The 7,472-nt window shown below is 63.7% G+C and carries 5 protein-coding genes; 3 read left to right on the top strand and 2 right to left on the bottom strand.

The genetic code is table 11. From position 1 onward, the window contains the following. Nucleotides 1-214: 214 nt before the first annotated feature. Both QZ709_RS21240 and acs read right to left on the bottom strand, forming a co-directional pair. Nucleotides 215-1,870: an MFS transporter gene (locus QZ709_RS21240; RefSeq protein ID WP_294639545.1), complete on the bottom strand. Its 1,656-nt coding sequence runs from the start codon at nucleotides 1,868-1,870 to the stop codon at nucleotides 215-217. A gap of 291 nt (nucleotides 1,871-2,161) precedes the next feature. Further along, on the bottom strand, nucleotides 2,162-4,135 hold the full coding sequence (acs, locus tag QZ709_RS21235; RefSeq protein ID WP_294639544.1) for an acetate--CoA ligase: 1,974 nt from the start codon (nucleotides 4,133-4,135) through the stop codon (nucleotides 2,162-2,164). 159 nt (nucleotides 4,136-4,294) lie between these two features. On the opposite strand from acs, the gene QZ709_RS21230 reads away from it, so the two are divergent. The 3 genes from QZ709_RS21230 to QZ709_RS21220 all read left to right on the top strand — a co-directional run. Continuing rightward, the gene (locus QZ709_RS21230; protein ID WP_294639543.1) at nucleotides 4,295-4,894 is read left to right on the top strand and encodes a YqhA family protein; all 600 of its coding nucleotides are present in this window, start codon (nucleotides 4,295-4,297) and stop codon (nucleotides 4,892-4,894) included. 124 nt (nucleotides 4,895-5,018) lie between these two features. After that, the gene (locus QZ709_RS21225; protein ID WP_294639542.1) at nucleotides 5,019-6,545 is read left to right on the top strand and encodes a fumarate hydratase; all 1,527 of its coding nucleotides are present in this window, start codon (nucleotides 5,019-5,021) and stop codon (nucleotides 6,543-6,545) included. Nucleotides 6,546-6,677: 132 nt separating this feature from the next. Next, a partial coding sequence (locus QZ709_RS21220; RefSeq protein ID WP_294639541.1) for an MBL fold metallo-hydrolase occupies nucleotides 6,678-7,472 on the top strand: 795 nt, incomplete at its 3' end.

Here is a 7,472-nt window from a genome sequence, read left to right as displayed (position 1 = left end):
TTTGTTGCCCATCTACAGGCCGTCGTCTTGGCTTGGCTGGGCTGGGGCGCTCGGCCTGTCAATACCGCGGTCAGGTTGCGCCGACTGCCGCGTGAGGCAATTGTTCAGGGCGGACTCTTGATTTCGGTACCTCTTCTCACTTGGAGCGTGATCGCGCAGACAGCAAAAAGCCCCGCCGAGGCGGGGCTTGCTTCTGGGACGTTTTACGCCGTACTCAGTCGCCAGCGTAGATGTCCACGTCCTTGGTTTCCTTCACGAACAGCAGTCCGATCACGAAGGTGATGGACGCCACGATGATCGGGTACCACAGGCCGTTGTAGATGTTGCCGGTCTGGGCCACGATCGCGAAGGCAGTGGTGGGCAGAAGGCCACCGAACCAGCCGTTGCCGATGTGGTACGGCAGGGACATCGAGGTGTAACGGATGCGGGTCGGAAACATTTCCACCAGCATGGCAGCAATCGGGCCATACACGGCGGTCACGTAGATCACCAACAGGGTCAGAATGGCCACCACCAGCGGCTTGTTCAGCTTGGCAGGGTCAGCCTTGGCCGGGTAGCCAGCATCGCGGATGGCCTGAACCACTTCCTTCTTGAAGGCGGCGTCCTTGGCCTTGGCGTCGTCGGCGCTCAGACCGGCCGAGCTGTAGGAAGCGATCTCGCGGTCACCGACCTTGATCACAGCGGTGCCTTCGCCAGCCACGTTCTCATAGTTCACCGAGTTCGCAGCCAGCACCTGCTTGGCGATGTCGCACGAGCTGGTGAACTTGGCCGTGCCAGTGGGGTTGAACTGGAACGAGCACTCCTTCTGGTTGGCCACCAGGGTCACCGGGGCGGTGGCCTGGGCCTTGGCCAGATCGGGGTTGGCCGCTTCCGTCAGCGCCTTGAACAGCGGGAAGTAGGTCAGTGCGGCAACCAGGCAGCCACCCAGGATGATGGGCTTGCGGCCGATCTTGTCCGACAGCGAGCCGAAGATCACGAAGAACGGCGTGGCGATCAGCAGCGACACGGCCACCAGGATGTTGGCAGTGGCGCCATCAACCTTCAGCGCCTGCGTCAGGAAGAACAGGGCGTAGAACTGACCCGTGTACCAGACGACCGCCTGACCAGCAACCAGACCCACCAGAGCCAGGATCACGATCTTCAGGTTCTTCCACTGGCCGAAGGATTCGGACAGCGGTGCCTTCGAGGTCTTGCCCTCAGCCTTCATCTTCTTGAAGGCAGGCGACTCGTTCATGCTCATGCGGATCCACACGCTGATGCCCAGCAGAACCACCGAGACGATGAACGGCACGCGCCAGCCCCATTCCTGGAAAGCGTCCTCACCGATGACGGTGCGGGTGCCCAGGATGACGAGCAGCGACAGGAACAGACCCAGCGTGGCCGTGGTCTGGATCCAGGCGGTGTAAGCACCACGGCGGCCGTGCGGGGCGTGCTCGGCCACGTACGTGGCAGCGCCGCCGTACTCACCACCCAGAGCCAGGCCTTGCAGCAAGCGCAGGATGATCAGGATGACCGGGGCGGCCACGCCGATGGCGGCGTAGTTGGGCAGGATGCCGACGATGAAAGTCGAAACACCCATCAGCAGGATGGTGACCAGGAAGGTGTACTTCCGGCCGATCATGTCGCCGAGGCGACCGAAGACCAGTGCGCCGAACGGACGCACGATGAAGCCGGCGGCGAACGCCAGCAGGGCAAAGATGAAGGCGGACGTGGGGTCCAGGCCGGCGAAAAACTGCTTCGCGATGATGGCTGCCAACGAGCCATACAAATAGAAGTCATACCATTCGAAAACCGTACCCAGGCTCGAGGCGAAAATGACTTTTTTCTCCTCTGCTGTCATGGGCGCGTTGGAAACGCTCGGACTGGCCATGTTTGTGCTCCTCTTCATTGCCAAATTGCAGCCGCTTGTGGCGTGCTCACCCCAAATATAAGGGGTGTTTCGAGGGATGTCATTCGGGGGAATGCGGATGAAAACAGGTCAAAACAACAAAACAGCACCAGGGTTTTCACGAATGGGTGATTCGCGCCCTGAAAATTTTGTCGGATTTCCCCGTGCATACCCAAGCGGTCAGGGGGTGGACCCGGCCGATAAATACTTTTGTGAAGAATATATCGGCGCGGGGACGATGATGCCTTGGACCCCGGTCAGGGGTCACGACATTCAATTGCTTTGAGCCAATTGATCGAGAATGGCCGGATTTTCCAGGGTGCTGGTGTCCTGGGTGACGGCATCGCCCTTGGCGATCACGCGCAGCAGACGGCGCATGATCTTGCCCGAGCGGGTCTTCGGCAGGTTGTCGCCGAAGCGGATGTCCTTGGGTTTGGCGATCGGACCGATCTCGTGACCCACGTGGTTGCGCAGCTCGGCGGCCAGCTTCTTGGCCTCGTCGCCGGTGGGGCGAGGACGCTTGAGCACCACGAAGGCACAGATCGCTTCGCCCGTCAGGTCGTCGGGACGGCCCACCACGGCCGCTTCGGCCACCAGCGGGTGCGACACCAGGGCGGATTCGATCTCCATCGTGCCCATACGGTGACCGGACACGTTCAGCACGTCGTCGATGCGGCCCGTGATGGTGAAGTAGCCGGTTTCGGCATCGCGGATGGCACCGTCGCCAGCCAGGTAGTACTTCCCGCCGAAATCGGCTGGGTAGTAGCTCTTCTTGAAGCGCTCCGGGTCACCCCAGATGGTGCGGATCATCGACGGCCAGGGCTTGCGCACGACCAGCACGCCACCCTGGCCCCACGGCACTTCCTTGCCGGTTTCATCGACCACAGCGGCGTCGATGCCCGGGAAGGGCAGCGTGCAGGAACCCGGTGTCAGGGCATGGGCACCCGGCAGCGGGGTGATCATGTGGCCGCCCGTTTCCGTCTGCCAGAAGGTGTCGACGATCGGGCACTTGCCAGCGCCGATCTCGCGGTGGTACCACTCCCAGGCAGCCGGGTTGATGGGCTCGCCCACGGTACCGAGCAGGCGCAGGCTGCTCAGGTCGAACTGCTTGGGATGCACTTCGGCGTTCGATTCGGCCGCCTTGATCAGCGCGCGGATGGCGGTCGGGGCCGTGTAGAAGATCGAGACCTTGTGAGCCTGGATCATGCGCCAGAAGCGGGCCGAATCAGGGTAGGTCGGCACGCCTTCGAAGACGACCTGCGTACCGCCGCAGGACAGCGGGCCGTAGGCGACGTAGGTGTGACCAGTCACCCAGCCGATGTCGGCCGTGCACCAGAACACATCGTCAGGACGAAGGTCGAACGTCCACTGCGTGGTCAGCGTGGCATGCACCAGGTAGCCGCCGGTGCTGTGCTGAACGCCCTTGGGCTTGCCGGTCGAACCAGAGGTGTAGAGCAGGAAAAGCGGGTGTTCGGCGCTCACCCATTCCGGCGCGCAAACGTCGGAGGCGCTGGCGGTCAGTTCGTCCAGCCAGGCATCGCGGCCCGCCACCATGGGCACGCTGCCACCGGTGCGACGCACCACGAGCATCTGCTTGACGCTGTCGCAACCGCCGAGCGAAATGGCTTCGTCAACGATGGCCTTCAGCGGCAGGTTCTTGCCACCGCGCTTCTGTTCATCGGCGGTGATCACGAGCACGGCGCCGGCGTCTTCAATGCGGTCACGCAGCGATTGCGCCGAGAAGCCGCCGAACACCACCGAGTGGGTGGCGCCGATGCGGGCGCAGGCCTGCATGGCCACCACACCATCCACCGACATCGGGAGGTACAGCACCACGCGATCGCCCTTCTTCACGCCCTGTGCCTTCAGAACGTTGGCGAGGCGGGAAACGCGGGACAGCAATTCCTTGTAGGTGACCTTGGAAACAATTCCGTCGTCGGATTCGAAAATGATGGCGACCTTGTCACCCAGACCGGCTTCGACGTGACGATCCAAACAGTTGTATGACGCGTTCAGTTCGCCGTCCTCGAACCATTTGAAGAACGGGGCCTGGCTCTCGTCCAGGGTTTTGGTAAAGGGCTTGTTCCATGCCAGCAGTTCGCGGGCATGCTGCGCCCAGTAGCCGGCGTAGTCGGCCTCGGCGGCAGCAACGAGTTGGTCATAAGCCGCGCGGCTGCCGACGCGGGCCTTGCTGGCAAAAGCATCCGGAACGGGATAGAGAGCGGGGGTCGGGTTTGTGCCAGTCATGTGATGGGCTCCTGGGTACCTGCGCAAAACGCGCTGAGTCATTGAATCTCGACCGGACTTGCTATACCTTGGCGGAGAGCAAGCCCTGGCTTTCCCTTAACCTTGCGCCTCTCCCTACAATTTGTTGCTCCGTAGTATCCCTGCTCCAAAGTGACACAGATGCCCAGAACGCCCTCCCCCACCCCGTCAAACCTCCGTTTCATTCCCCGGTTGATCTTCGCCAGCCGATGGCTCCAGATGCCGCTTTACGTGGGGCTGATCCTCGCGCAGGCGGTCTATGTCTTCCACTTCTGGGTGGAGCTTGTCCACCTGCTGGAAGCGGCCTGGGGCAACCCGGAAGCGCTGCGGCTGATCTTCGAAGCGTCCGGGCAGAAGGCCGCCACGCCGCCAACCCACCTGACGGAGACGACCATCATGCTGGTCGTCCTCGGGCTGATCGACGTGGTGATGATCTCCAACCTGCTGATCATGGTGATCGTCGGGGGCTACGAGACCTTTGTCTCGCGCATGAACCTGGAGGGGCATCCGGACCAACCAGAGTGGCTGGATCACGTCAACGCCTCGGTGCTGAAGGTCAAGCTCGCCACCGCCATCATCGGCATCAGCTCTATCCACCTGCTCAAGACCTTCATCAACGCCGAGAACTACTCCGACAAGGTGCTGATTGCGCAAACGGTGATCCACATCGCCTTCCTGCTGTCGGCCATGGGCATCGCGCTGGCCGATCGCCTGCTTCACCCCCCTGGCGGCGAGCACTGAAGCGGTCTCAAGGGGCGCGTCCCAGCCGTCCTGCGCACACAGACACAGCGCAGGACGGTCCTTCCTTGGCACAATGGCGGGCTCAACCCCATCACACGTCAACCCGCCCCAAGAAGGCCCCGCCATGACGACCATCCGCCACGACGACCTCGTTGAAAGCGTCGCAGCTGCGCTGCAGTACATCTCGTACTACCACCCTGCCGACTACATCGCCCACTTGGCCCGCGCCTACGAGCGCGAGGAAAGCCCGGCGGCCAAGGACGCGATCGCGCAGATCCTGACCAACTCGCGCATGTGTGCCGAGGGCAAGCGCCCCATCTGCCAGGACACCGGCATCGTCAACGTCTTCCTGAAGATCGGGATGAATGTGAAGTGGGAAGGCTTCGGCAGCCGAAGCATCCAGGATGCCGTCGATGAAGGCGTGCGCCGTGGCTACAACAACCCGGACAACAAGCTGCGCGCCTCGGTGCTGAGCGACCCCATCTTCGAGCGCAAGAACACCAAGGACAACACCCCGGCCGTGGTGTTCATGGAACTGGTGCCCGGCGACACCGTGGACGTGACGGTGGCCGCCAAGGGCGGTGGCTCGGAGAACAAGTCCAAGGTCTACATGCTCAACCCGTCCGACAACATCGTCGACTGGGTGCTCAAGACCGTGCCGACCATGGGCGCCGGCTGGTGCCCGCCGGGCATGCTGGGCATCGGCGTCGGTGGCACGGCCGAGAAGGCCGCGCTGCTGGCCAAAGAGTCGCTGATGGACGACATCGACATGTACGAGCTGCTGCAGCGCGGCCCGCAGAACAAGCTGGAAGAGCTGCGCATCGAGCTGTACGAGAAGGTCAATGCCCTGGGCATCGGCGCGCAAGGCCTGGGTGGCCTGACCACCGTGCTCGACGTCAAGATCAAGACCTACCCGACGCACGCGGCCTCCAAGCCCATCGCCATGATCCCGAACTGCGCGGCCACCCGCCACGCCCACTTCGTGATGGACGGCTCGGGCCCGGTCTACCTCGATCCGCCCAGCCTCGATCTGTGGCCGAACGTGCACTGGGCGCCGGACTACAACAAGTCCAAGCGCGTCGACCTGAACACGCTGACGCCGGCCGAAGTGGCCAGCTGGAAGCCGGGCGACACCCTGCTGCTCAACGGCAAGATGCTGACGGGCCGCGATGCCGCGCACAAGCGCATCCAGGACATGCTGGCCAAGGGCGAGAAGCTGCCGGTGGACTTCACCAACCGCGTGATCTACTACGTCGGCCCGGTCGATCCGGTGCGCGATGAAGTGGTCGGCCCGGCTGGCCCCACCACCGCCACCCGCATGGACAAGTTCACCGACATGATGCTGGAGAAAACCGGCCTGATCGCCATGATCGGCAAGGCCGAGCGCGGCCCGGTCGCCATCGAGTCGATCAAGAAGCACAAGTCGGCCTACCTGATGGCCGTGGGCGGCTCGGCTTACCTCGTGTCCAAGGCCATCAAGGCCGCCAAGGTGGTGGGCTTTGAAGACCTCGGCATGGAAGCCATCTACGAGTTTGACGTGACCGACATGCCGGTGACGGTGGCCGTGGACGCCGGTGGCACCAGCGCCCACATCGAAGGCCCGAAGGTGTGGCAGGCCAAGATCGGCAAGATCCCGGTCAGCGTGGCGTGATCAGTGGGTTGCCGTCACGGCAGCCCCCGTGTGCCCGACCGCCCCGACGCCCACACGGCCTCGGGGCTTTTTTGTGGCTGAGTGGGGCCATGCGGGGCCCGAATGCGGCGCCACCACGCTAGCCTTCAGCCTATGAAGAACCCGCATTACAACCCGGCCAAGGCGCACCACCGGCCAGGCGGCTTTCAGAACAACCACATCTCGTTTCGCGGCAAGCGCTGGCACGAGATCCTGCGCTGGCGTTGGGAGGCATGGCGGGCGCGGGTGCCCGGGCCCGTGCAGACGCCGATTCCGGTCGTGCCCCCGGACCTGGCTTTCGTGCATGGCAACGCCACGGCGGGCCTGCACATGGTGCCCGCGGCGACCTGGATCGGACACATCACCGTGCTGGTGCAGATCGGGGGGATCAACATCCTGACAGACCCGGTGTTCTCGGAGCGTTGCTTCCCGATGCAATGGGCGGGACCACAGCGCCATACGCCGCCCGGGATGACGATGACGCAGCTGCCCCACATCGACGTGGTGCTGCTGTCGCACAACCACTATGACCACCTGGACGAGGGCTCGATGCGGGCCCTGGCACGGCAACCGGGTGGCGCGCCGCTGGTGATCTGTCCATTGGCGCACCGGAAGTGGCTGAACCGATGGGGGCTGCATCGGGTCGTCGAGCTCGACTGGTGGGACCATCACGTGATCGAGGCCTCCGACCGCCATCACCGCATCCCGGTGGTGCTCACGCCCGCGCAGCACTGGTCAGCGCGCACCGCCACCGATGCGCTGTGCAGCCTGTGGGGCGGCTTTGCGGTGCTGTCCCCGGACTGCCACCTGTTCTTTGCCGGCGACACGGGGTATTCGCCGGACTTCGTCGACATCCGCCGGCACTTTGCGCGCGAGCATGCGCCCCAGCATGGGGGCGGCTTCGACCTC

The organism is uncultured Aquabacterium sp. (assembly GCF_913773725.1).
Taxonomy (GTDB): domain Bacteria; phylum Pseudomonadota; class Gammaproteobacteria; order Burkholderiales; family Burkholderiaceae_C; genus Aquabacterium.
Note: the sequence above shows the minus strand (reverse complement) of the source record. Positions and strands in the feature narration are given on the sequence as shown.

Excerpts from the sequence above, each read along its gene's own strand:
- QZ709_RS21240 (WP_294639545.1), bottom strand. The coding sequence starts at position 1,870 with ATGGCCAGTCCGAGCGTTTCCAACGCGCCCATGACAGCAGAGGAGAAA.
- acs (WP_294639544.1), bottom strand. The coding sequence starts at position 4,135 with ATGACTGGCACAAACCCGACCCCCGCTCTCTATCCCGTTCCGGATGCT.
- QZ709_RS21230 (WP_294639543.1), top strand. The coding sequence starts at position 4,295 with ATGCCCAGAACGCCCTCCCCCACCCCGTCAAACCTCCGTTTCATTCCC.
- QZ709_RS21225 (WP_294639542.1), top strand. The coding sequence starts at position 5,019 with ATGACGACCATCCGCCACGACGACCTCGTTGAAAGCGTCGCAGCTGCG.